This is a genomic window from Kitasatospora sp. NPDC024654, from assembly GCF_055559155.1.
The window spans coordinates 23508-48194 of record NZ_JBVHLF010000013.1 but is presented as its reverse complement, the minus strand read 5'-3'; the positions used below and the strand labels follow the sequence as shown (position 1 = coordinate 48194).

Annotated in this window: 17 protein-coding genes; 4 read left to right on the top strand and 13 right to left on the bottom strand. The window is 74.9% G+C overall.

Annotated elements, in window-relative coordinates; translation table 11 throughout:
* Nucleotides 1–155: 155 nt before the first annotated feature.
* The gene (locus ACZ38L_RS10750; protein ID WP_465691362.1) at nucleotides 156–1073 is read right to left on the bottom strand and encodes an HhH-GPD family protein; all 918 of its coding nucleotides are present in this window, start codon (nucleotides 1071–1073) and stop codon (nucleotides 156–158) included.
* A gap of 193 nt (nucleotides 1074–1266) precedes the next feature.
* Between ACZ38L_RS10750 and ACZ38L_RS10745 the strand changes: the two genes are divergently transcribed.
* Nucleotides 1267–2130, top strand: a complete 864-nt coding sequence (locus ACZ38L_RS10745) for a hypothetical protein (protein ID WP_465691360.1) — start codon at nucleotides 1267–1269, stop codon at nucleotides 2128–2130.
* 43 nt (nucleotides 2131–2173) lie between these two features.
* On the opposite strand, the gene disA is transcribed toward ACZ38L_RS10745, so the two are convergent.
* The gene (disA, locus tag ACZ38L_RS10740) at nucleotides 2174–3232 is read right to left on the bottom strand and encodes a DNA integrity scanning diadenylate cyclase DisA (RefSeq protein ID WP_396557334.1); all 1059 of its coding nucleotides are present in this window, start codon (nucleotides 3230–3232) and stop codon (nucleotides 2174–2176) included.
* 168 nt (nucleotides 3233–3400) lie between these two features.
* Nucleotides 3401–4906, bottom strand: coding sequence for a DNA repair protein RadA (radA, locus tag ACZ38L_RS10735; protein ID WP_465691358.1), 1506 nt, complete (start codon nucleotides 4904–4906; stop codon nucleotides 3401–3403).
* Between the two features lie 125 nt (nucleotides 4907–5031).
* Between radA and ACZ38L_RS10730 the strand changes: the two genes are divergently transcribed.
* On the top strand, nucleotides 5032–7038 hold the full coding sequence (locus ACZ38L_RS10730) for a BACON domain-containing protein (RefSeq protein ID WP_465691355.1): 2007 nt from the start codon (nucleotides 5032–5034) through the stop codon (nucleotides 7036–7038).
* Between the two features lie 142 nt (nucleotides 7039–7180).
* On the opposite strand, the gene ACZ38L_RS10725 is transcribed toward ACZ38L_RS10730, so the two are convergent.
* From ACZ38L_RS10725 to ACZ38L_RS10685, 9 genes are all read right to left on the bottom strand, one after another.
* A complete protein-coding gene (locus ACZ38L_RS10725; RefSeq protein WP_465691353.1) occupies nucleotides 7181–8695 on the bottom strand; it encodes a DUF1254 domain-containing protein in 1515 nt (504 codons plus the stop codon).
* A 223-nt stretch (nucleotides 8696–8918) separates the two neighbouring features.
* Nucleotides 8919–9677, bottom strand: coding sequence for a bestrophin-like domain (locus tag ACZ38L_RS10720; protein ID WP_396555812.1), 759 nt, complete (start codon nucleotides 9675–9677; stop codon nucleotides 8919–8921).
* Between the two features lie 83 nt (nucleotides 9678–9760).
* Nucleotides 9761–10942, bottom strand: coding sequence for a family 2 encapsulin nanocompartment cargo protein polyprenyl transferase (locus ACZ38L_RS10715; protein WP_465691349.1), 1182 nt, complete (start codon nucleotides 10940–10942; stop codon nucleotides 9761–9763).
* Between the two features lie 131 nt (nucleotides 10943–11073).
* A complete protein-coding gene (locus ACZ38L_RS10710; protein ID WP_465691346.1) occupies nucleotides 11074–12501 on the bottom strand; it encodes a family 2B encapsulin nanocompartment shell protein in 1428 nt (475 codons plus the stop codon).
* A gap of 210 nt (nucleotides 12502–12711) precedes the next feature.
* Nucleotides 12712–13278, bottom strand: a complete 567-nt coding sequence (locus ACZ38L_RS10705; RefSeq protein ID WP_465691344.1) for a methylated-DNA--[protein]-cysteine S-methyltransferase — start codon at nucleotides 13276–13278, stop codon at nucleotides 12712–12714.
* Nucleotides 13279–13396: 118 nt separating this feature from the next.
* Nucleotides 13397–15331 (bottom strand): glycoside hydrolase family 35 protein, encoded by a 1935-nt coding sequence (locus tag ACZ38L_RS10700; RefSeq protein WP_465691343.1) that lies wholly within the window; start codon nucleotides 15329–15331, stop codon nucleotides 13397–13399.
* Between the two features lie 40 nt (nucleotides 15332–15371).
* A complete protein-coding gene (locus ACZ38L_RS10695) occupies nucleotides 15372–17135 on the bottom strand; it encodes an ABC transporter ATP-binding protein (RefSeq protein WP_465691340.1) in 1764 nt (587 codons plus the stop codon).
* Nucleotides 17132–18847 (bottom strand): ABC transporter transmembrane domain-containing protein, encoded by a 1716-nt coding sequence (locus ACZ38L_RS10690; protein ID WP_465691338.1) that lies wholly within the window; start codon nucleotides 18845–18847, stop codon nucleotides 17132–17134. The genes ACZ38L_RS10695 and ACZ38L_RS10690 overlap by 4 nt, the downstream gene beginning before the upstream one ends.
* A 386-nt stretch (nucleotides 18848–19233) precedes the next feature.
* Nucleotides 19234–21180 carry an ATP-binding cassette domain-containing protein gene (locus ACZ38L_RS10685; protein WP_465691336.1) on the bottom strand — a complete coding sequence of 649 codons (1947 nt, stop codon included), beginning with the start codon at nucleotides 21178–21180 and terminating at the stop codon, nucleotides 19234–19236.
* A 483-nt stretch (nucleotides 21181–21663) separates the two neighbouring features.
* Between ACZ38L_RS10685 and ACZ38L_RS10680 the strand changes: the two genes are divergently transcribed.
* Nucleotides 21664–22527: a polysaccharide deacetylase family protein gene (locus tag ACZ38L_RS10680; RefSeq protein WP_465691334.1), complete on the top strand. Its 864-nt coding sequence runs from the start codon at nucleotides 21664–21666 to the stop codon at nucleotides 22525–22527.
* A 27-nt stretch (nucleotides 22528–22554) separates the two neighbouring features.
* Complete coding sequence (locus ACZ38L_RS10675) at nucleotides 22555–23277, top strand: maleylpyruvate isomerase family mycothiol-dependent enzyme (RefSeq protein ID WP_465691332.1); 723 nt, start codon at nucleotides 22555–22557, stop codon at nucleotides 23275–23277.
* A 51-nt stretch (nucleotides 23278–23328) separates the two neighbouring features.
* Here ACZ38L_RS10675 and ACZ38L_RS10670 read toward each other — a convergent pair whose 3' ends face one another.
* Nucleotides 23329–24687 carry an aminotransferase class I/II-fold pyridoxal phosphate-dependent enzyme gene (locus ACZ38L_RS10670; RefSeq protein WP_465691330.1) on the bottom strand — a complete coding sequence of 453 codons (1359 nt, stop codon included), beginning with the start codon at nucleotides 24685–24687 and terminating at the stop codon, nucleotides 23329–23331.

Sequence of the window (24687 nt, the reverse complement as noted above, 5' to 3'; positions counted from 1 at the left end):
GGACTCCCCGACCCCTGGAGGGTGGCGAGCAACACCCACACCACCACACAAAGACCCCCCCCCCCCCCCCCCCCCCCCCCGCCCCGGTTCGGGTTCGGGCGGGCCCAGCGCGGGGGCGGCGGGGAGACGGCTGGGGGCCGCGCAGCCGTGGCGGGTCAGCGCGGGAGGCGGTAGACGCCCGGGGCGACCGGTTCCACCAGGCCGTCGGCGACCAGGCCGTCCAGGGCGCGGGCACGCTGGATCGGCTCGGGCCAGACGGCGTCCAGGCGGTGCTGGGGGACCTCGCCGTGCGCCTCGCGCAGGACGGCGAGCAGCTTGCCGCGCACCTGGCGGTCCGTCCCCTCGTACGTCTGGCCGCGCCGGGCCGGCCCCTGGTACGGCGGGCAGCCGGCCCGCTGCCAGGCGCAGCGGCTGCGCAGCGGGCAGCCGCCGCACTCCGGGCCCCGGGCGGTGCAGACCAGCGCGCCCAGCTCCATCACGCCGACCGCCCAGGTCGCGGCGGTCTCCGGGTCGTCCGGGAGCAGCTCGCCGGCCGTCCGGCGCTCGGCGGCGGTGGTCGCCTGCGCCGGGTACTCGACGCCGCTGACCGCCCGCGCGAAGACCCGCCGGACGTTGGTGTCCAGCACCGCGTGCCGCTGCCGGAAGGCGAACGAGGCCACCGCGGCCGCCGTGTACTCGCCGACCCCGGGCAGCGCGAGCAACTCGGCGTGGTCGGTCGGGACCAGGCCGCCGTGCTGCTCGGTGATCGCGGTCGCGGCGGCGTGCAGGCGCAGCGCGCGACGCGGGTAGCCGAGCCGTCCCCACATCCGGACCGCCTCGCCGGGCGCGTCGGCGGCCAGCTCGGCCGGGGTGGGCCAGCGCTCCAGCCAGCTCGTGTAGGCCGGCAGCACGCGCTTGACCGGGGTCTGCTGGAGCATGAACTCGCTCACCATGACCGCCCACGGCGAGGCCCCGGGGGCCCGCCAGGGCAGGTCGCGGGCGTTCTCCCGGTACCAGTCGAGGACGATCGAGTGCAGCACCGGAGCGGGGACGCGCCCGGTGCCGGCGGCGGGGGTGTCTGTGGTGGTCGGCATGGCGCTTCCGATCCTCGCACAGTCCGCGAACGGCCGGGCCGCTCGGCCGGGCTCCACCGAACGGCGGAACCACGCACCGAAGGGCGGCACAACGCTCGCCCCGACGGAGCAAATGGCACATCATGTGAACGATCAGGTTCCGAGACCGGTGTTGGTGCGTCGAGCGGTGCTCCGCCTCTCGTAGAGTTTGATCGTGCCTTCTCTGCGTCAGCCCGTCGGACCGCTGCCCGCCTCGATCTACTGGCGGCGGCGCCTTGTCGTGCTCGCCGCGCTCGCGCTGGTGGTGATCGTGGCGCTGTGGTTGACGGTCGGTCAGGGCGGCGGCAAGCAGAACGTCAGGAGCGCGTCGCCGGCCCCGACCCCGACCGCCGTCAGCTCGATCACGCCCGGCGCGACTCCGACCGGCCCGGCGATCAGCACGGTGCCCGGCGGCTCCACCGGTTCGAGCGGTGGCGGTTCGGGCAGCGGGAGTTCGGGCGGCGGCGCCGGCGGGAGCACGGCGGCCGGTGACGACTCCGGTGGAACCGTCGGCTCGGGCGACACCGGCGGTGGTTCGGCTGGTGGCGGCAACAGCGCCGGCGGTGGCGGCGGTTCGGGCAGCGGCAGCGGCACCCCGCCGATCAACACCGGCACGGTCCTGGCGCTCCCGGTCTGCACCGCCTCGCAGCTCACCCTGGAGCTGGCCGGCACCCAGACCTCCTACCAGCCCGACCAGAAGCCGACCTTCGAGCTGAAGGTCCGCAACGCCTCCGGCACGCCCTGCCGGGTCGACCTGAGCCAGGCCGCCTCCGCGATCACCGTCAACTCGGCCGGCGGGCAACGGATCTGGTCCTCGGCGGACTGCGTGACCGACAAGCAGAGCCGCTGGGTGGAGGTCTCGCCCGCCACCGCGCTGACCGAGACCTTCGTCTGGGACCGCAGCCGCAGCAAGCCGCAGTGCGCGACCCCCTCGGACACCACCCCGGCACCGGACGGCAACTACCTGGTGCAGGCCGAGCTCACCGGCCCGGCCGGTGGGCCGGTGCCCGCCCGGACCTCCACCAACCTGGCGGGCTGAGGCACAACCACCGCCCGCACCGCTCGAGTTCGGGCAAAGCCCGTCAGACGTAGCGCTCCAGGATGGACGACTCGGCGAGCCGGGAGAGCCCTTCGCGGACCGAACGGGCCCGGGTCTCGCCGACCCCCTCGACCGCCTGCAGGTCGTCGATGCTGGCCGCGAGCAGCTTCTGCAGGCCGCCGAAGTGCTCGACCAGCCGCTCGATCACCGTGTTGGGCAGCCTCGGCACCTTGGCCAGCAACCGGTAGCCGCGCGGCGAGACCGCCGCGTCCAGCGACTCCGGCGAGCCCGAGTAACCGAGCGCCTTGGCCACCGTCTGCAGGTCGAGCAGCTCGGCGTGGGTGAGTGCCTCCAGGTCGGCGAGCACCTCCGACACCGTCCGACCGCGCTTGGCGGCCCGCTCGGGGAAGTAGTCCCGGGCGACCAGCTCGCGCTCCGGCTCGACGCCCGCGATCAGCTCGTCCAGCTGGAGCGAGAGCAGCCGGCCGTCGGTGCCCAGCTCCAGCACGTAGCCGGCGATCTCGGCCGCGATCAGCCGGACCATCTCCAGCCGCTGGGCGACCGCGGTGACGTCCCGGACGGTCACCAGGTCCTCGATCTCCAGCGCGGAGAGCGTGCCGGCCACCTCGTCCAGCCGGAGCTTGTAGCGCTCCAGGGTGGCCAGCGCCTGGTTGGCGCGGGAGAGCACGGTGGTGGAGTCCTCCAGCACCCGGCGGGTGCCGTTCACGTACATGGCGATCAGCCGCATCGAGTGCGAGACCGCGACCACCGGGAAGCCGGTCTGCCGGTTCACCCGCTCGGCGGTGCGGTGGCGGGTGCCGGTCTCGTCGGTGGGGATCGAGGCGTCCGGCATCAGGTGCACCCCGGCCCGGACGATCTTGGTGATGTCCTTGTCGAGCACCACCGCGCCGTCCAGCTTGCACAGCTCGCGCAGCCGCGTCGCGGTGAACTCGACGTCCAGCACGAAACCGCCGGTGCACACCGACTCGACGGTCTTGTCGAACCCCAGCACGATCAGGCCGCCGGTGTTGGCCCGCAGCACCCGCTCCAAGCCGTCGCGCAGCGGCGTCCCGGGGGCGATGGCCATCAGGGAGGCGCGCAGCAGGGCCTCCTCGCGGGGGGACTTCTCCGCCCGGTCGCTCGCTGCCACGTGACTCCTCCGGCCGGCCCGGTCCGCCTCCGCGGGGGTTTCCGGTCCCTCGTTCGCTACTGCCCGATCAGGTACCGGACAGGCAGAGTCTACGGTGCGGGCGCGGTGACGGGGCCTCGGTCAGCCCAGTTCGTCGGAGTCGAGCGGCTCCCAGCCGGCCATCAGCTCGTCCGGGTAGGCGGCCGGCGCGGGCACCGCGGCGGGCACCGGCGCAGGGGTGCGGGACTCGGTCCGGGGCTTGGCGGCGGTCCGGCGGCGACCCGGGATCGCCCGCAGCGCCTCGCCGATGTCGGCCACCTCGACCACCTTCATGCCCGGCGGCACCTTGCCCGGGTCCGGCGGGACCAGGGCGTGGGTGAAGCCCAGCCGGTGGGCCTCGGCCAGCCGCCGCTGCACGCCCGTCACCCGGCGAACCTCACCGGCCAGGCCGACCTCGCCGATCGCCACCAGGTTGCTGGGCAGCGGGGTGTCCGACGAGGAGGAGGCGACGGCCAGCGCGACCGCCAGGTCGGCGGAGGGCTCGGTCAGCTTCACCCCGCCGACGGTGGCGGTGTAGATGTCCTGCTTGCCGAGCTTGACCCCGCCGTGCCGCTCCACGACCGCCAGGATCATCGCGATCCGCGGTGACTCCAGGCCGGAGGTGGTGCGCCGCGGCGAGGGGATCTGCGAATCCACCATCAGCGCCTGCACCTCGGCGACCAGCGGCCGGCGGCCCTCCAGGGTGACGGTCAGGCAGGTGCCGGGGACCGGCCTGTCACGGCGGGTCAGGAAGAGGCCGGACGGGTCGGCCAGGCCGGCGATGCCCTCGTCGTGCAACTCGAAGCAGCCGACCTCGTCGGTCGCGCCGTAGCGGTTCTTGATGCCGCGGATGATCCGCAGCCGGGCGTGCCGGTCGCCCTCGAAGCTCAGCACCACGTCGACCAGGTGCTCCAGCAGACGGGGGCCGGCGATCGAGCCGTCCTTGGTGACGTGGCCGACCAGCAGGGTGGCCATGCCGCGGTCCTTGGAGGCGCGGATCAGCGCGCCGGCCACCTCGCGGACCTGGGCCGGGCCGCCGGGCGCGCCGTCCAGCTCGGCGGAGGCGATGGTCTGCACCGAGTCCAGGATCAGCAGGCCGGGGTTGACCTGCTCGATGTGGCCGAGCACCGCGCCGAGGTCGGACTCGGCGGCGAGGTAGAGGTGGTCGGAGAGCGCGTTGATCCGGTCGGCGCGCAACCGGACCTGGCCGGCCGACTCCTCCCCGGTGACGTAGAGCGTACGGTGCTGGGAGGTGGCGGCCTTGGCGGCGACGTCCAGCAGCAGGGTGGACTTGCCGACGCCGGGTTCGCCGGCCAGCAGCACCACCGCGCCCGGCACCAGGCCACCGCCGAGCACCCGGTCCAACTCGCTGACGCCGGTCGAGCGGGCGGTCGCCACCTGGCCGTCGACCTGGGCGATCGGGCGGGCCGGCGCGCTGACCGGACCGGCCGCGGTGGTCCGGATCGGGACGGCGCCGTACTCCTCGACCGTGCCCCAGGCGTTGCACTCCGGGCAGCGGCCGACCCACTTGGGGAGCTGGTTGCCGCACTCCGTGCAGCGGTAGGCCGGGCGGGGCTTGGCGGTGGTCTTCGAGGTACGGGCTGCCATGGGGCCACCGTAGCGGGTGGGTCGGACAGTCCGTTGTCAGGCAGTGGGCGGTGTTGTTACCCGAAAGGAGGACAAGCCGCACCTTCCGCCCGGCCTACTCGCCGGTCCTCCCTACCGTCGGACGGGTGACCCCCCGTACCCACCCCCACGAACGGGCCGCGACCGACCCGCCGGCCGACGCGGTCCTGCCCGCCTTCGAGCAGCTGGCGGACGGCCTGTTCACCTACTGCCTCTCGGCGCTCTGCGCGCACGACCCGGCGGTGGCCGCGGTGCGCGAGGTGCGCGCGCTGGCGCTGGCCAACCGGGACCGGCTGGCCGACCCCGGGCTGCTCCGGGCCTGGCTGTACTCGCTGGCCCGGTACACCGTGCTCGGCCGGCTCGCCCCCGCCGGCGACACACCCGCCGGCGACAGACCTGACAGCGACACACCGGCCGACCGCGCTCCCGACGCGAAGGCGTGCCCCTCCCCCGCCGAGGCGGCCCGGCGGCAGCGCGAGCTGACCGAGCTGACCTGGCCCGAGGCGGCCGGGACGACGGCCGAGCAGCGCGAGGCGCTGGAGCTGGCGGTCCGGCACGGGTTGACCCCGCTGGAGGTCGCCGCGGTGCTCGGCCTCGACGACGCGGCGGCCCGCCAACTGCTCGCCGCGGGCGCCGCCGAGCTGACCCGGACCCGGACCGCGCTGCTGGTGCTGCGCGACGGCAGCTGTCCGGAGCTGACCCGGCTCGGCGGCGCCGGGACCGAGCACTGGCGGGCCCGGGTGCTCGGCCCGGCGCTGCGCCGGGAGCTGCTGCGGCACGTCACCCGATGCCCGACCTGTCGCGGGACGGCCGAGCGGGTGGCCAGCGAGCTGGGCGACGGCCTGACCGGCCCGGACGGCCCGACCCTGCTGCCCGCGCCGGTGGCGGTCCGGCTCGACGCCGATGCCGAGGGCACGGACGGCTGGTCCGGTCACGTGCCGCCGCCGCGCCGGGGCCGTTCCCCCGGGGTCGCCTTCCTGACCGGCGCGGCGGCCGGCCGGCGGGCGGCCGCGAGCCACGCCACCGTGCCCGCGCCGGCCGGCCGCACCGCGCTCCACTTCGACCGCCGGGGCTTCCCCCGGCACCGCGCGCCGGGCTTCCTGGACCGCCACCGGGCCGGCGGCGACCTGCACGAGCGGGCCGTCCTGGTCCGTCAGCGCACCGTCACCACCGGGGTGCTGGCGGCGGTGCTGGCCGCGCCGCTGGGCGCGTTCTGGCTGGCCCACCGGGACGGCACCGGGTCCGACCCCGCGGCCACGGTCTCCTCGGTCCGGGTGGACGACGACCCGGCGGGCGGCCCGGTCGGTGGGCCGACCACCGCCGGGCCGGGGGCCGGCCCGCTCCCCGCGCCCGGCAGTGGCGGCGCGGCCCCGGCGCGAGCGCTGGTCAGCCGCGGCGGAACGGTCGGACCGGGTGGCACGCTCACCGCGGCACTGGTCGGGCGGACATCCGCAGAAACGTTGCTGCCGCCGGTACAGGGGGCGGCGGTACCGGTGCCGGCGCTCGGCGCCGTCCCGCTCAGCAGCCCGGTGCTACGGCCGGCGCCGGTCCCGCCGCCCCCCGCCGGCGCCCAACTGACCGTCCAGGCCGCGCCCTACGGCAACCGGACGGTGATCACCCTGGTCGACAGCGGGAACGCCCCGATCGACTGGGAGGCCGTGCCGAGCTGCGACTGGCTCCGGCTCAGCCGCGACTCCGGCACGCTGGCGCCCGGTCAGCGGATCACCGTGACGGTGACCGTCGACGAGGACCGCGCGCCACAGACTCAGTGGACCGCCCAGATCTCGCTGCCCCCGTCCGAGGCGGTGGTGACGCTGGCCGGCGGGCCGACCGAGCAGCCCACGCCGCCCACGGCCGCCCCCTCCTCGCCGGTGACCTCGAACCCGAGCGCCAGCGCGAACCCGAGCGGCAGCGCCAGCAGCACGCCCTCGGTGTCGCCCAGCTCCGGCAGCAGCGCCAGCAGCGCGCCGAGCAACAGCGTGAGCCCGAGCGCCAGCCCGACGTCCGGGACATCGGGCGTCCCGTCCGCCCGCCCGTCCAGCACGCCCTCCGAGCTGCCGCCCAGCCCCGCTCCGACCTCCACCACGTCCCACTCCTCCTCGCCGGCCCGCTGACACCGCTGACCCGACCTTTCCTGCCCGCTCCTCCCTCTATGACTCCCTCGGCGAGCAGGTCGTTTCGCCGAAAAGATGAGATTTGCCCTGGGATTCCCAGGTGTTCGGCTGGGTCACGCCGGCCGTCTGCCCGGCCGTCAGCTCAGCCGTCCCCGGGCAGGACGGGGTGCGCGACGCCGTGTTCGATGCCGTGCTCGGCCCGGTGCAGCACCCGGCGGGTACCGAGGTGTCCCTCCGGCTGGCCCTCCGGCACGCCGCCGTGACCGGGATCCTCGCCCGGCTCGTGCCGCGGGTGGATGGGCGGGAGCCGGTAGGAACCGTCCAGCACGGCGTCACCCGGCTGGTAGAGCCGGATCGTCGCGCGGAAGGCGCCGGCGGGGGTGGGCAGCCAGTTGGCCGCCCGATCCGGGTCGGCCGGCCGGGTGTGCTGGAGCCGGAGGACCAGAGAGCCGTCCTCGCCGTGCACCAGCCCGGGGGTGTGGTCGCCGATGCTGTAGCGGTCGATCGGGTTGGCGGCCAGCTTCAACTCCGGCAGGGTGTAGACGGTGAGCGACCAGAAGGCGTTGACCGGCGGCGCGTTGTCGAACCGCAGCTGGTAGGCCCGGTCGCCGCTCAGCGGCTCCCCCTCGGCATCCTCGGCGGTGGTCGCGTGGACCACCTCGTAGGCGTGGTTGCCCCAGAGCGCGGTCCGGGCGGCGACCGCCCGGGTGAGGTAGGCGGCCCGACGGTCCGGGATCCGCCAGCCCGGCTCGTCCAGGGTGCCGGGGCCCAGGTGGTCGAGATTGTAGTCGAACAGGTGCAGGCCGGCGGTCCACTCGCCCTCCGGGTGACCCTCCGGCGGTCGGGCCGCGGCGGTCACGTGCTCCTGGCCCGCGGTCAGCCCCTTGGCCAGCGCGGCGGCCCAGCCCGGCTCGGCCGCGGCGTACGGCGAGGGGCCCTCGTCCAGCAGGCCGAGCGGGGCGAACCGCCGCTGGTACTCGACGTCGGGCGCGGCGGGCGGGAAGGCGGCCATCCAGAGCCGCAGCTTTTCGAGGAAGCGCAGTTCCTCGGGGACGGCCGGGTCGGGCTGCGGCAGGCCGGCGGCGACCCCGCCGACCTCCAACGGAGTGATCGTCAGCTGCTGCTGCAGGGCCGCCACCCGGGGCAGCTCGGACGGGCCGGCGCAGGCGATCCGGCCGACCACGGCGGCCACCGTGGTCGGCGAGGCGATCACCCGGACGTCCGCGGGCGGGGTGCCGGGCCAGTGCGGCGGGACGACCAGCCAGGTCTGCTCGCCGGTGCCGGTGGCCCGCCGGCCCAGGTAGGCGAAGTCGTTGGTCCAGGCGTCGATGAACTGCAGCACGTGGTAGCGGCCCGCGGTGTCGGGGACGTGCAGCAGCTGCGGGCCCTCGGAGAGGTCGAGCAGGGCGAGCGAGTGGACGGTGTCGCTGTCGCTGTCGACCGAGGCGAAGTCGCTGTCCGGGCCGGCCAGCCGGGTCGCGTGCCGGAACTGGTTCGGCGGGCCCGGCTGGAGCGAGCCGAGGCCCCGGCGGAGCAGCCGCTCGACCGTGCCGAGGCCGCGCACCAGCGGGAGGCCGTAGACGTACGCGTCGGCGGCCAGCGCGGTGAGAGCCGCCTGCGCGGCCTGGTCGTTGGCGTGGGCGGAGGACACGGGCATCCTGATCCCTTCGAACGGCGGTGGTCGGGCGGGGCCGGAGCCGGGAGGGACGGGACAGCAAGGGATCCAACTCTCACAAATCGGCCATACCCGGACAATCAGCTGGCAAGCGATGGTACGCGGAGATCCGCTGATCGACGCGACGGCGGGCCGGTCCGCGAGCCGACGGACATGGCGGCGGGCCCGCCGGAGAACCGACGGGCCCGCGAGGTGGGTGACGCGCTCAGCGCGGCGGAGGGAGCCGCTGCAGGAAGACGTCGAAGGCGGTCGGCTTGACCGCGGTGACCCCGTGGAACGGGTAGTTCATCTCCTTGATGACCACCAGCGAGAGCACGATCAACCCGGCCAGCGACAGCACCATCAGACTGTGCGCCAGGGTGTTGGGCAGGCCGAAGAGGAAGGTGAAGCCGACGGTGAGCACGGCGCCCGCGATCAGCGCCACCCAGAGCAGCACCGGCACCGAGTCGTCCACCTCGTTCAGCCGCTGACGACGCTCGGAGGCGAGGTCCTCCACGTGGCTCACGGCGCTCTGGTAGAGCACCTGTTGCTGCGCGTTGGTGGGGTTGAACTGGAACGCGGTGTCCCGGATCTGGTAGACCAGCTGGGTGGCCTCCGGGCTGCTCTGGTGCTTGGCCATCAGTGGCCACTCGGTGTCCAGCACGGTCCGCGCGTAGCTCAGCGACTGCTGCTCCAACTGCGGCCCGAGCGGGGGCGGAAGCTCGCGGGCGATCCAGTAGACGCCGGCCAGCGCGTCGGCCTCCTGGAAGGTGGTCTTGCGGGCCGCGTCGATGTTCGTCCAGACCGTGACGACCACGAAGCCGAGCAGCACGGCGTACATCACGCCGACCGCCGCGTAGATGAAGCCCGCGACGTCGTTGTGCGCCTCGCGGAGGTGGTGCGGGACGTAGCGCTGAAGGAGGGCGAGTGCGGCGGCCACGACGACCAGCACGATGACGATGATCCCGATGTCCAGGAAACTCATGGGGGTTCGGTCCTTGAGGGGTGCCGGGGACGGGCTGTCGAGCGTGGGGCGATGTGGGGGCGGGTGAGGTCAGGGGTGGGGGCTCAGCGGTTGCGGCGGGTGACCAACTCGGCCAGGGCCAGCAGGTCGTCGGCCGCCTCCGGTAGCGGGACCGCCTCGGCGAGGTGGTCGATGGCCGCCGCCATCCGCTCGCAGGACGCGCCCTGGGCCCAGGCGCGACCCCCGGCCCGGTCGACCGCGTCGGCCGCCCGGCGCACCTCGGCGTCGGTCAACGGCCGCTCCAGCGCGTAGAGTTCGGCGAGCTCGGCACCGGCTCCGCTGCCCGAGCAGAGCGCGGCCACCACCGGCAGCGACTTCTTCCGGGCGAGCAGATCGGCCCCGGCGGGCTTGCCGGTGACGGCCGGATCGCCCCAGATCCCGATCAGGTCGTCGATCAGCTGGAAGGCCAGGCCGATCTCCCGACCGAAGGCGTCCATCGCGTCGGCGGTGGCCTCCCCCGCGCCGCCGTAGAGCGCGCCGATCGCGCAGGCGCAGCCGAGCAGCGCGCCGGTCTTGGCCTCGGCCATCGCCAGGCACTCCGCGAGCGAGACCGTGCTGCGCCGCTCGAAGGCGCAGTCGGCCTGCTGGCCGTCACACAACTCGACCACGCAGTGCGCGAGTCGACGCATCGCGGGGGCGGCGGCCGGGTGGGCGTCCTCGGCGAGGGTGCGCAGCGCCAACGAGTGCATCGCGTCACCGGCCAGGATGGCCTCGGTCGTGCCGAACACCCGCCAGGCGGTGAGCCGGTGGCGCCTGGTCTCGTCGCGGTCGATCACGTCGTCGTGCAACAGGGTGAAGTTGTGGACCAGTTCGACGGCGGCGGCGGCCTTGACGGCGGCCCGGGCGGGCGCGGTGGCCGGGGCGGTGGCGGCAACCAGGCTGCCGGTCAGGGTGGCCGGGACGCCGGCACAGGCTTGCGCGGCGGCGAGGACGAGCGCGGGGCGGATCGCCTTGCCCGGGTCCGCCGAGGAGAGCGTCCCGTCGGCCTCGCGCCAGCCGAAGTGGTAGCCGGCGACCCTGGCCATCGACGCCGGCATGGACTCGATCGCGCCCCGCAGCACCGGATCCACCGCGGCCCGGGCCCGGGTCAGCACCTCGGCCGCGGCCTGCTCCTCCGAGTGCGGGGCGGTCTGGCAGGGCAGCACGCCGCCGGAACGGATCGCGGCGGCCGGAGTGGCGCGGCTCTGGTCGTCGTGGTCGTCACGGCTCAGCGTCTCTGTGGCCATCGGCTGGTCCCCCCAGTGTCGGTGTGTGATCCCGGCCCGCCGCACGGCCTCCGGAGTCGGAGCCACGCGCACCCGGCCGTTCCATGGCGGTCGGCGCGAAAATGAATCCGCGCCGACCAGCGGAAGAACAATCAGCCTCGGGAGCGGGCGATTTCGACGTTCTCCAGCACGCCGATGGCGTCCGGCACCAGAATGGCCGCGGAATAGTAGGCACTGACCAGGTAGGAGATGATGGCCTTCTCGTTGATGCCCATGAAACGCACCGAGAGACTGGGCTGGTACTCGTCCGGGATGCCGGTCTGGTGCAGCCCGATCACCCCCTGGTTGTCCTCACCGGTACGCATCGCGATGATCGAGGTGGTGTGGCCGTCCACGATCGGGATCTTGTTGCAGGGGAAGACCGGCACCCCGCGCCAGGCCGGGATGCGGTGACCCTGCACCTCGACGGTATCGGGGTAGAGGCCGCGCTCGTTGCACTCCCGACCGAAGGCGGCGATCGCCCGCGGGTGGGCCAGGAAGAGCTTGGTGCCGCGCCGGCGGGTCAGCAGCTCGTCCATGTCGTCCGGGGTGGGCGGGCCGGAGTGGGTCTGGATCCGCTGCTCGTACTCGGCGTTCTGCAGCAGGCCGAACTCCGGGTTGTTGATCAGCTCGTGTTCCTGCCGCTCGCGCAGCGCCTCGATGGTGAGCCGGAGCTGCTGCTCGATCTGGTTCATCGGCTTGTTGTAGAGGTCGGCGACCCGGGTGTGCACCTGGAGCACGGTCTGGGCGACGCTCAGCTCGTACTCGCGGGGGGCCAGCTCGTAGTCGACGAAGGTGCCGGGCAGCTCGTACTCGCCCTCGTGGCCGGCGGACATCTCGATCTCGGCCTCGCCGTGACGATTCTGCAGCTGCTGCGAGTCCGAGAGGTACTGCAGGATCTGCGCCCGGAGCGCCTCCGAGCGGTCCGCGAGCTCCTGGAAAGCGGGCCAGGGCAACGCCATCGCCACACCGGAGGTGGCGGCCTTGACGCCGTAGCTCCACACGCCGTCGGCCTCGGTCAGCGCCTCGTCGCCGAGGTGGTCACCGTCGGCCAGGACGCCGATCACCGCCCGGTCGCCGTACTTGCCGACGCCGATCTTGTTGACCTTGCCGTGCGCGATCAGCAGGACCTCGTTGATCGGCTGGCCCTCCTCGACCAGCACCTCGCCGGCCCGGAAGTCGCGCTGGACGAAGCGCGCGGCCAACTGCTCCAGCAGCGCGCTGTCCTCGAGGCCGCGCAGCACCGGGACCTCGCACAGGCTCGGCGGGACCACCCGGACCTCGGCACCGGTCTTCACGAAGCTCACCCGCCCGCGCCCGACCGCGTACGTCAGGCGACGGTTGACCCGGTAGGTGCCACCCGCCACCTGGGTCCAGGGCAGCATGCGAAGCAGCCACCGCGAGCTGATGCCCTGCATCTGGGGCTCGGACTTGGTGGTCGTCGCCAGGTTCTTCGCGGCGGCCGTGCCGAGGCTCAGCTGCTGGCTCTGCTGCGGCTGACTTCCCGGCCCGGGAATCCCCACATTGGTCTCAGTCGTCATGGCTGGCCTCTCCCCCACATGGTGTATTCCGGCTGGTGTCTTCAGAGTGCGGCCGGAGGTACGGGTGGGGCAATCACTCGGATGGGTGATTGAAGCCCTGGGATAATTAGTATGAATGAACCCTGTGCGCGATTTCCGTCGAATCGTGATCGGGAATGAAAATACACTGTCCGATGATCCGTCGGTGTTCGAATAAGCCGAGGAACGGTCTCAGGCCGGGCCGTCCCAGTCCAGGGTCGGCGGCAGCCGTCCCTCCAGGGTGAGCAGCCAGCGCTTGACGTCCAGCCCGACCCGGCCCGACCCGAAGCCGCCCAGCCCCGCCACCGCCACCACCCGGTGGCAGGGCACCAGCACCGGCAGCGGGTTGGCGCCCATCATCTGCCCGACCACCCGGGCCGCCAGCCCCGGGCCCTCCTCGGCCTGCTCGAACACCCCGCTGCGCTCGGCCAGCCGGCCGTACGCGATGGTCTCGCCGTACGGGACCGTCCGGTACAGCGTCTCCAGCACCACCCGGTGCGGCCCGCTCGTCAGCCGCCAGTCCAGCGGCAGCTCCAGGGCCCGCCGCCGCCCGGCGAAGTACTCCGCGAACCGCCCGGTCACCAGCGCCCGCCGCCGCTCGTCCGAGCACGGCGGCCCGTCGGCCGGCGAGGGCAGCCCGCCGGCCGCGCCCGGGGTGAAGAGCGACACGGCCACCCCGAGATCGGTCACCCCGACCGCCATCGGACCGCTGGGCAGCGGGGTCGGCACGGTGATCCAGCTGATCGGTGAGCCCGTCATGGCACCCAGGGTAGGCGCCCGCACCGACAGGCCGGCCGGGTCCGGTCGAGTTCGATCGGTTGACCGGTCGGGCCCGGCCGGGCCCGGTCGGGCCCGGTCGGTCAACCGCTCCGGGCCCTCAGTCGGTCCACCCGCCCAGCCGGTCCAGCACCGGCTCGGTCACCAGCCGCAGCCCGTCCCCGGACGGCCCGTGCAGCTCCAGCAGGACCAGCTCGTTGACGCCCGGCCGCAGCAGCGGGCCCGGCAGGTAGAGGGTCTGCTGGGGACCGATGTCCCAGAACCGGCCGAGCAGGAAGCCGTTCACCCAGCACAGCCCCTTGCCGTGCCCCTCGGTGAGCACGAAGCCGTCCAGCGGCCGCTCGACCTCCAGCTCCGCCCGCCGGAACACCGGCCGCCCGGGCAGCGCGCCCGACCCTCCGGGCTCTCCGGGGAAGTCCAGCACCCCGGGGTCGTCCAGCGGCAGCGGGTACATCTCCCAGTCCAGCAGCAGCTGTTGGCCGAGCCGCACACCCCCCGCGATGCCCTTGCGCTCGAGCGACGCCGGACCGTAGTTGACCCGGCCGAGGTTCTCCACGAGCAGGTCGAGCCGGGCCCCACCGGCCGGCACCGCCAGCTCGCAGCCCCGCTCGGGCGCGGTCCGGTCCAGCACGCCCACCGGCCTGCCGTCCAGGAAGACCTGGGCCCGGTCGCCGAGCCCGTCCACCGCCAGCGCGGCCGCCTCCCGCGGGCCGCTCACCCTGGTCCGGTAGAGCACGAAGCCGTACGCCTGGTCCAGCTCCTCCATCGCCAGCGGCGCCGCCGAGCGGACCGGCTCGGCCGGCACCGCGGCCGACTCCAGCAGCGGCAGCGGCGCGGAGAGCGGCAGCACCCGGGCGGGCAGCGGCTCGGCCGGCTCCAGGGCGGGTGCCGGCGGCAGCTCGGTGTACTTGCCGAGCACCTCCCGGAACGCCCAGAACTTGGCGGTGGGGCGGCCGGACTCGCTGATCGCCGCGTCGTAGTCGTAGCTGGTGACGGTCGGCCGCAGCCGGCCGTCCTCCAGGTTGGCGCCGTTCAGCAGGCCGAAGTTGGTGCCGCCGTGCGCCATGTAGAGGTTGACCGAGGCGCCGGCCGCGAGCATCTCGTCCAGCACCCGCGCCGCGTCCTCGGCATCCCGGGTGTGGTGCGGGGCGCCCCACTGGTCGAACCAGCCGTTCCAGAACTCCATGCAGACCGGCGGTCCGTCCGGGGCGTAGCGGCGCTGCACCTCGAAGGCCTCGGCCGGCCGGCCGCCGAAGTTGACGGTGGGCAGCACCCCGGGCAGCGTGCCGCCCTGCAGCGACGGATCGTCCGGACCGTCCGAGGTGAAGAGCAGGCAGTCCGCGCCGCGCCGGCGCAGGCCCTCGGCCAGGTGGCGCAGGTACGTCGCGTCGTTGCCGTAGCTGCCGTACTCGTTCTCCACCTGGAGGGCCAGCACCGGGCCGCCCCGCTCCACCAGCAGCGGCAGCAGCCGGGGCAGCAACTCGTCGAACCAGCGGTCCACCGCGGCCAGGAAGCCCGGGTGGGCGCAGCGCAGCCGGATCGCCGGGTCCTTGAGCAGCCAGGCCGGCAGCCCGCCGAACTCCCACTCCGCGCAGATGTACGGGCCGGGCCGGACCAGCACCTTGAGCCCCAGCCCGGCCGCCGTCTCGACGAACCGGAGCAGGTCCAGCCGGCCGCCGAACTCGTACTCGCCGGGGCGCGGTTCGTGCAGGTTCCACGGCACGTACGTCTCGACGGTGTTCAGCCCCATCGCGCGCAGCAGGCCGAGCCGGTGCTCCCACTGCTCGGGGACCACCCGGAAGTAGTGCAGGGCTCCGGAGAGGATCCGGAACGGCTGTCCGTGCAGGGTGAATCCGTCCCGGTCGTGGGCGAGGCTGGGCATCAGCAGCAGGCTCCTCGGATCGTGCCGACCGGTCGGCGGGTCGGCGGACTCGGCGGCCCGGCCCTCGGCGGGTCCGGCCCTGGCACGACTCTGGCACAGCGGGCCCACCCGGCGGGCGCGGCTCGACGGCCGCCGGCGGGTGGGCTCCGTCACCCCGACCGGGTCGGCCCGGCCGGAGGCGCGCCGGCCCGGTTCACGCCGGTTCGGGGCCCGACCAGGCCGCCCAGAGCCCGGCGTAGACCCCGCCCCGGCGCACCAGCTCGTCGTGCGGGCCGAGTTCGATGATCCGGCCGTCGTGCATCACCGCGATCCGGTCGGCGTCCCGAGCGGTGTGCAGCCGGTGTGCGATGGCCACCACGGTCCGGCCGGCCAGCACCGCGGCCAGCGAGCGCTCCAGCAGGCGCGCCGAGCGCGGGTCGATCAGCGAGGTCGCCTCGTCCAGGACCAGCACCTGCGGGTCGGCCAGCACCAGCCGGGCGAGCGCCAGTTGCTGCGCCTGGGCGGGGGTCGGCGGGTACCCGCCGGAGCCCACCGCCGCGTCCAGCCCGAGGTCGGCGGCCCAGTCCCAGGCGTCCACCGTGCGCAGCGCCCGCTCGATCGCGGGGTCGGTGGCGTCCGGCCGGGCGAGCCGCAGGTTGTCCCGCAGGGTACCGCGGAAGACGTGGTGCTCCTGGGTCACCAGGGCGACCCGGCGGCGCAGTTCACCCAGCGGCAGCGAGGCCAGCGGCACCCCGCCGATCGCGACCTGGCCCGTGCCCGGGGTGTGGATGCCGGCCAGCAGCCGGCCGAGCGTCGACTTGCCGGCCCCCGAGGCGCCCACCACGGCCAGCCGCTCGCCCGGCCGGACCTCCAGGTCCACCCCGTGCAGCACGTTCTGCCCGGGCCGGTAGCCGTAGCTGACGCCGGAGACCGTGATGCCGGAGTGCCGTGGGCGCCGCGCCGGGCCGGGAGCCGGCCGCTCGGCCCGGCCGGCCACGCCCAGCAGCCGGGCCAGCGAGGCACCGCCGCTCTGCAACGAGTCCAGTTGGGCGATCAGCAGGTCGACCGGCGCGATGGTCTGCTGCGCGTAGAGCGTGGCGGCGGTCACCGCGCCCAGCGAGGCCAGCCCGTGCAGGTAGTACAGACCGCCGATGACCAGGGTGGCCACCACCGGCAGCAGGAACCCGATGTCGGCGATCGGCAGGAACACCGTGCGCAGCCGCTGGGTGTGGCGTTCCGCCGCGTACGAGCCGGCGCTGTCCCGCTCGGCGCGGGCCAGCCGGCGGTGCGCGATCCGCAGCGCGTCCACCGTGCGCGCGCCCTCGACCGTCTCGGCCAGCCCCGCGGTCAGCTCGGCGTACGAGGCGCCGGCGGCCAGGTAGCCGTCCCGGGCCCGGGCCAGGTACCAGCGGGTGGCGGCCCACAGCAGCGGCACCGCGACCACGCAGGGCAGTGCCAGCAGTGGGCCGAGCAGCACCACCGCGCCGAGCGTGAGCAGCACGGTGGTGCTCGAGATCAGCACGTCCGGCACGGCCGTCCGGACCACGCCGGAGAGCGCCTCGACGTCCCGGGTACTGCGGGTCACCAGGTCACCGGTGCCGGCCCGTTCGACCGTCGCCAGCGGCAGGGCGAGCACCTCGCGGACGAAGTCCTCGCGCAGCTCGGCCAGCAGCTGCTCGCCGAGCCGGGCCGAGGCGTGGACCGCGCAGCGCACCAGCGCGGCCTGCAGGACGAGGAAGGCGCAGATCAGCAGCGCGGTCGGGGCGGCCCGGTCGATGCCGCGGCCGGTCTCCTCGACCAGGTCGCCGAGCAGCCGGGGGGCCACCAGCCCGCAGGCCGCGCCGAGCCCGTGCAGGGCCAGCGCTCCGGCCAGTCGACGGGGGTGGCGCAGGGCCAGCCGCCGGGCGTAGCGGCGCACCTCGCGCACGCCGGCGACGGGCAGGACGGTGGCGGCGGTCGGTACGGTGGCGGCGGTCATGCCCGATCGGCTCCCCTCGTGACGACGGACCGGTAGCGGTGGTCCGCGAGCAGTTCGACGTGCGTCCCCTCGGCGAGCACCTTGGTGTCGGCGACGAAGAGCACCCGGTCGGCCCGGTCCAGCAGGAGCGGGCTGGTGGTGAACGCGACGGTGGTCCGGCCGGCCCGGTCGGCGGCCAGCCTCCGGGCGATCCGCGCCTCGGTGTGCGCGTCCACCGCGCTGGTCGGCTCGACCAGCACCAGCACCTCGGGGTCGGCCATCAACGCCCGGGCCAGTCGCAGCCGTTGCTGCTGGCCACCGGAGAACTCCCGGCCGGAGTCGGCCACCACGCCGTCCAGGCCGTCGGGCAGAGCGGCCACGATGTCGTGGGCGGCGGCGGTGCCGAGGGCCGCGGTCAGCAGCCGGTCGCCCGGGGCGCCGCGGTCGGCGGGGTCGAGTTCGGTGCGCAGCGGGCCGCTGAAGAGCAGCGCGTCGTTGCGCAGTACCAGGATCCGGCGGCGCACCTCGTCCAGCGGCAGTTCGTCCAGCCGGACACCGGCACAGCGGGCGGCGGAGTCGGTGTACCGCCCCAGCCGGTCGGCCAGCAGCAGGGCGTCGCCGGGCGCGGCACAGGCGATCGCGGTGAACCGGCCGGCCGGGACCAGCAGTCCGGCCCCGGGTTCCTCCAACGCGGCCGCATCGAGCGGCAGTTCCGCCATCGCGGTGGCCGGCGAGAGCAACCCCGGTGTCAGCGTGAGCAGTCCGACCACCCGGGCGGCGGCCACCCGGGCCCGCGCCGTCAGGTCGGCCAGCTGGGTCAGCCGGCGCAACTGCGGTGCCAGGAAGACCGCGTAGCCGTAGAAGGCGACCAACTGGCCCGCGGTCAACCGCCCGGCCAGCACGTCCCGGGCACCGAGCCAGACCACCAGGGCTACCAGGAGTCCTGGCAGTAACACCTTGGCCGCATCCAACCAGGCTTCCACCCGGGCGAGTTGGACGCCGGCCCGGCGGACCCGCTGGGACTCGGCGCGATACCCGGCCAGGAACAGCTCCTCGCCGCCGATCCCGCGCAGCACCCGCAGGCCGGCCGCGATGTCCACCGCGAGGCCCGTCAGCTCACCCTGCCGCACGCGCAGTCGCTCCTGCCGGCGGTGCAGTGGCCGGAGCAGCCGGGCGATCGTCCAGGCCAGCAGCGGCACCCCGAGCAGCACGAGCAGGCCCAGCTCCGGTGACTCGTCGAGCATGACGACGGCCACCACGGCCGAGGAGACGGCCGCCCCGACGCCGCGCGGCAGCACCTCCAGTCCCCGGCCGAGCGTGGTGAGGTCGGCGACCCCCACGCTGATCACCTCACCGGCCGAGACCAGAGCCGGCAACGCGGCGCCCAGCACGGTCACCTGACGTGCCACCAGCGACACCGTCGAGTACGTCGCGCCGAGCCGGGCCGCCCGCGCGCACCGGTCGCGCAGGATGCCGAAGGCCGCCTGACCGAGCCCGAGCAGCAGCAGGGCGCCACCCCGGAGCAGCAGCGCGGACTGGTCCCGGGCCGCGATCCCGGCGTCGATGGCGCGGCCGAGCACGGCGGGCATCATCGCCTCCGCCAACAGGCAGGCCACTCCGAACAGCACGGCCCAGGTCAGTTGGACCCGGAAGCGCCGGGCCAGCCCGCGCAGGAAGTGCCCGGGCGAGCGCCGGTCGGCGACCGGCTCCGGTTCGCCCGGGTCGTACCTCATCGCCGCACCCAGCCCCCAGGACCGCCCCACCGCCATCACACCCTTCCGATCGTCAGATCGTTGCCCCGAACGGGTCATGCGTATACGGACGGACTGACCGTGGGCAGCCCGGTCCGCCGGACGGGCCGGACACACCCCCCGGCCGACCGGTGTCGCGCGGGCCCGCCGTGCGGGAGGGCCCGCCGTGCAGGAATCCGCGCGGTCGTCAGGGCATGCCGAAGGCGCGGGCCCGGCAGACGACCGAGGGGCCTTCGCCCTCGCGCCGTCCCGAGTCCGCGGAACCGCCCTGCGCCCGGACGGTCTCACCGAGCGGCATCGCCGGTCAACCCCTTTTGCGGCCGTCCCCCGGTGCGGCGGCCGAGTCCGCCGCACCGGGGGACGATCCGTCAGTCCCGGTCGTCGCGCTGGCCGGGAACCGGCCGGCGGTCCTGCGACAGCTGCCACAGCTCGCGGAACAGTCCCGGCTGCCGGGTGAGTTCGTCGAACCGGCCGAGCTGGGTGATCTCACCGCGCTCCAGCACCACGATCCGGTCGGCGACCACCGTGTTGGCCAGGTTGTGGGTGACCAGCACCACCGCCCGGTCCGCCGCCAACCGCCGCAGCCCGCTGAAGATCCGGTGCTCGGCACGCGGGTCGAGGTCGCTGGTCGGCTCGTCCAGCACCAGCAGCCCGCCGCTGCGGAAGAACGCCCGGGCCACCGCGATCCGCTGCCACTGCCCGCCGGAGAGCGCCACTCCGCCCCACCACTCGCGGGCCAGCAGGGTGTCCAGGCCGGAGCGGAGTCGGTCGATCACCTCGTGTGCGCCGGAGGCCCACGCGGCGGCCAGCACGTCCCGGTCACCGCCGGCGGTCGGCTGGCCGAGCCGGATGTTCTCGCGCGCGGTGTCCGGCCACTCGGCGAACTTCTGCGGCACCACCGCGGTGTGCCGCCAGACCTCGTGCGGGTCCAGCTCCCGGATGTCCACCCCGTCCCATCGCACGCTGCCCTCGGTGGCCAGGTTGAGCCCGCAGAGCAGCCGCATCAGGGTGCTCTTGCCGGCGCCGTTCTCCCCCACCACGGCCACGATCTCACCGCGCCGCACGGTCAGCGAGACCCGGTTCAGGATCGGCCGGTCGGTGCCCGGGTAGGCGAAGCTGACGTCCCGCAGCTCGACCACCTCCGGCGGCCCGGGCCGGCGCGTGCCACGGGCCAGCCGCTGCCCGGCCGCCTCGTCCACGAAGCTCGACCAGTCGTCCAGGTAGAGGCCGGTCCGGTAGAGGTCGGTCCCGTAGCCGGTGATGCCCTGCACCGCCTGGGCCGCCGCGGTCACCGCGATCACGGCGGTCCCGGCCGAGGCCACCGAGAGCCGACCGCCGGCGAGCAGCAGCCCGAGCGCCAACCAGAGCAGCCCGGCGGCCGCGCCGGCCAGCGCCGCGCCGAGCAGCGAGACCCGGGCCGCCTCCCAGACCGCGCGGTCGCTGGTCCGGTCGATCCGGTCGCCGGCGGCCCGGTAGCGACCCAGCAGGTAGCCGGCCACGGTGTCCGAGCGGACCTGGTCGGCCACTTGCTTGTCCATCAGGTACCAGCGCAGCATCGACAGCAGCCGGCGGTCCTGGTGGGTGCGCAGCATCGCCAGGTAGCCGATCCGGGCCGCCCGCACCGAGGCCAACGCCCGCGGCACGGCGCCGAACAGGAGCAGCGGCAGCAGCAGCGGATGCAGCACGGTGAGCACCGAGGCCGCCGCGACCAGCGAGAGCGTGGCGGCGATCAGGTTCTGGGTCTGCGGCAGCAGGTCGCGGGCGACCTCCGCGCCGCGGTCGGCGGCGTCCCAACGGTCGTTGAAGCCAGGGTGGTCGTAGGCGGCCAGCTCGGCGTTGGTGCCCGCGTCCAGCAGCATCAGCTCGGCCTGCCGGCTGATCTTCGGGCCGATCCGCTGGGCCAGGCTGCCGACCGCGATCGACAGCACCGCCCGGACGCCGGCCGCCACCGCCAACAGCACCAGCGAGGGCGCCGCCTGGTGCAGCCGGGCGGTGATGTGGCCGGCGGCGACCAGGGCGGCCAGCGTCCGGGTGGTGGCCAACAGGCCGAACGCGCCCAGCGCACCCGCGAGGAGCTGGCAGCCGAGCAGCACCAGCATCGAGGTCCGGTCCACCTGCCAGCCCAGGGCCAGCGCCCGGCGGACCAGTTGGGGCAGCCGGCGGAGCATCGCGGTGGTGGTCATGGCGGCCACCCTGGTGGCCCGGTGGTCGCCGGGGGCCTGGAAGCGCAGCTCCTCACCGGGGCCGGGCGGTTCGGCACCGGGCGGCTGGGCACCGTCCTCCGGTTCGGCGGTCGGGGAGAGCATCGATGGCATGGTCGGCTCCTGACGGACAGGCGTGCCCACCCCGGGTGGGTGGCGGGCGCGCGAGGGGGAGGCGGTGGCAGTGACCGCGGCCGGTCGGACCGGCGCGGCACCGATCCTGGCAGCGGCTCCGCGGACCCCTCGGCGTGTCGGAGCCGACCTCACTCGTTCGTGCCAATCACTGTGTCGCACCGGCGAGTTGACAGACAGCGAGGACCGCTTCGGGGTCGCCCGCGCGGGTCGTCCGACCCACGCGGCGGTACCGGGCGCGCTCATGTGCGCCCGGCGCACCACCGGGCCCCCACCCACCCCACGCACTCCCTCCCCGGCTCCCCTATTCTCATGCGAACACCGAGTCGAATCTCCGCAACCGGCGGAGGGCTCCGCCGCGTCGATGAGAACGGACTGCACCGGCCGCCCGCCACACCCCGGCGGCCGCCGGTCGGGCAGACCCGCGACGGACCGGTCAGCACACGCACAACTGAGGGGGCTCACATGGCAGAGCGACGGACGAGCCGGACGAACGAGCGGGCGGACGAGCGGGCGGCGGAGCGCGACCAGGGCGTCTCCCGGCGGCGCCTGCTTCGCTGGGGCAGCCTCGGCGCGGCCTCCCTCGGGACCGCCGCACTGGCCGCCTGCTCCGGTCCGTCGCACGCCACCCCCAACAGCGCGTCCGACTCCTTCTCCCCCGGCGCCACGGCCGAACCGTCGATATCCCCGCTGCCCGGCGGGGCCTCGGCCTCACCGGCCGCGCTGCGCAGCAAGCCCATCTTCAAGGTGCACGACCTCTTCCCGAACGCGCCCGCCGACACCGTCGCGCTCACCATCGACGACGGGCCCAACCCGACCTACACGCCGCAGGTCCTGGCGCTGCTGAAGCAGTACGACATCCAGGCCACCTTCTCGGTGGTCGGCATCGAGGCGCACGCCCACCCGGACCTGATCAGGCGGATCGCCGCCGACGGCCACACCCTGTCCAACCACACCATGCACCACCCGCAGCCGCTCTCCCGCAAGACCGAGGCGCAGATCCGGCAGGAGATCGAGGACACCCAGTCCGTCATCGTCGACGCCGGCGCCCCGGCGCCCACCCTCTTCCGCTCCCCGGGCGGTGACTGGTCGTCGACCATCTTCTCGGTCGCCGCGCAGAACGGCCTGACCCCCATCGACTGGGACGTCGACCCGCGCGACTGGGCGCGGCCGGGGACCGCGAAGATCACCGAGAAGCTGCTGGCCGCCAAGCCCGGCGACATCCTGCTCTGCCACGATGGTGGCGGCGACCGTTCGGAGACCATCGCCTCGCTGCGGACGGTGCTGCCGGCCCTCAAGGCCAAGGGCTACTCCTTCATCACCCTCTGACTCATCAACCCCTGACCGGGAGTTCGCTTGACCCCGCCACCGGACGTCCCCGCCCTGCTCGCCCACGTCGCCCGCTCCGGCGCCCGGCTCACCGCGGCTCTCGACCGGCTGACCGACCCGGACGTCCGGGCGCCCTCGACGCTGCCCGGCTGGACCCGCGGGCACGTCATCACCCACGTCACCGGCGCCGTGGACGCGTACGTCCGGCTGCTCGGCCTGGCCCGCACCGGCGAGGCGCCCGGGCCGCGGGGTGACGCGGCGTCGCTCGCCGGGGCCGTCGAGCGGGGTTCGGCGCGCTCCGCCGTCGAGCTGGCCGGCGACCTCCGCGGCCGGCTGACCCGGCTGGCCGCGGAGGCCGCGGCGATGCCCCCGGCGGCGTGGGACACCCTGGTCCCGGCGCTGGCGGGCTGGCGGCACCCGGCGTGGTTCACCCTGTACCGCTGCTGGCGCGAGCTGGAGACCCACCACGTCGACCTGGACCTCGGCCGGCGGCCGGCCGACTGGCCCGACGCGTACGTGCGTTGGACCCTCGACGACACGCTGGGCGGCTTGCGGGCGCGGGGCTTCGCGGCCGGGTGGGTCGAGGCCACCGACCTGGGCCGCCGGTGGGAGCTCTCACCCGGCGGGCCCGGCGTGGCCGCGCCCGGGCACGCGCTCCTCGGCTGGCTCGCCGGCCGCGCGCCCACCCCCGGCCCGGACCTGCCCGCTCCGCCGGCCTGGCCCCTTCCGCCGTACCCCGGCTGGTCCTGACCCCGACCGCGAACGAACGGGCCGCCGCCGCCCCGACCGTCGGAGCGGCGGTCAGGCCCGGCGGGTGAGGTCCGGCTGGGCGTGCAGGACCTCGGCGAGCGAGTCGGCGAGGGGCTGGATGTGCTCGCGCCGCAGGGTGGAGACGGTGAGCCGCAACCCCGGCGCGGACCGCAGCCGGAACCGGGCGCCCGGGGCGACGGCCCAGCCCCGGCCGAGCAGGGCGACGACGGCCGCCGCCTCGTCACCGACCGGGATCCACACGTGGACACCGCTGCGGCCGTGGGCCCGGACCCCGTGCTCGGACAGCGCGCGGAGCAGGGCCTCCCGACGGTCGCGGTAGGAGGCCGCCGTACGGTCGACGGGCACCGCGCCGGTCGCCCAGAGGTGGCCGACGGCCCGCTGGAGCGCGTGGCTGACCCACCCCGTGCCCAGCCGTTGCCGTCGCCGCACCCGGTCCAGGCTGGTCGGATCGCCGGTGAGCAGCGCCAGCCGCAGGTCCGGGCCGTACGCCTTGGCCACCGAGCGGACGACCGCCCAGTGGCGGGTGGTCGGCCGACCGCCGTTGACGCAGACCGGGTGGTAGGGCAGATCCACCAGGCCGTGGCCGTGGTCGTCGTCGATCAGCAGCACCTCGGGGTGCCGGGCCAGCACCGCGCTGAGCGCACCGGCCCGGTCGGCGCTCAGCGCGGCCCCGGTGGGGTTCTGCGCCCGGGAGGTGAGCACGAACGCGCGGGCGCCGGCGGCCAGGGCACGCGCCGCCTCCTCGGGGCGCGGACCTTCGTCGTCGATGCCCATCGGGATCGGGCGCAGCCCGAGGGCCGGCAGCAGGTCGAACAGGCTCGCCCAGCCCGGATCCTCGCAGGCGACGCCGTCCCCGGGTCTCAGGTGGGCGAGCAGCAGCCGTTCGATCGCGTCGAGCGAGCCGGAGGTGACGGCCAGCGGCCCGGCCGGCACGCCGTCGGCGGTGAAGGCGTCGCGGGCGAGCGCCAGCAGGCGTTCGTCGCCGGTGCTCCCGCCGTACCGCACCGGCCGGCGGGTGTGCTCGGCCGCCGCGTGCGCGAAGGCCTCGGTCAGCGAGGGCAGCAGGGCCGGGTCGGGGTTGCCGTCGGAGAGGTCGTGCACGTCGGCCGGCACCTCCAGCGGCACCTGACCCCAGGAGGTACCGGACGGCCGGGGCAGCACCCGGCTGCCCCGCCGGCCGGCCGTCTCGATCACGCCGCGGTCCCGGAGGGTCCGGTAGGCGGCGGCGACGGTGTTGGCGTTGACGCCGAGGTCCACGGCCAGCTCGCGGAGCGGGGGCAGGGCCGTTCCCGGCGGTAACCGGCCGGCCTCCACGGCGCGTTCGACGTCGGCGGCGATCTCGACGGCACGCCGCCCACGGATCCGGTGCGGCTCGGGCACCACGGGCAC